Genomic DNA, 243 nt, shown 5'->3' with positions numbered 1-243 from the left:
TCAACGAGACCAGCCAACAAGTCGCCCCACGCGCCGGTGCCGTGGTGCATCTTAAATACACCACTAATCAGGGCCGTGCGGTGCTGCTCAATGTGCGCCTGGACGATGGCAGCAGCTTGCCATTTGGCGCAGGCGTGACCGACGGCGAAGGCGCCTCGGTGGGGATGGTCGGGCAGGGCGGTCTGCTCTATGCCCGGATCAAGCCAGAAACCCGCCAGTTGTTGATCAACTGGGGCAGCAAGA

Annotated in this window: 1 protein-coding gene; it reads left to right on the top strand. The window is 62.6% G+C overall.

Going from position 1 to position 243, the window contains the following annotated elements:
• A partial coding sequence (locus tag AAEZ05_RS29820; protein WP_350650248.1) for a FimD/PapC C-terminal domain-containing protein occupies nucleotides 1-243 on the top strand: 243 nt, incomplete at both ends.

Source organism: Pseudomonas sp. HY13-MNA-CIBAN-0226 (assembly GCF_040310305.1).
GTDB classification, from domain to species: Bacteria; Pseudomonadota; Gammaproteobacteria; order Pseudomonadales; family Pseudomonadaceae; genus Aquipseudomonas; species Aquipseudomonas gregormendelii.
The sequence above is the reverse complement of the archived record's forward strand: the minus strand, read 5'-3'. Positions and strand labels throughout refer to the sequence as shown.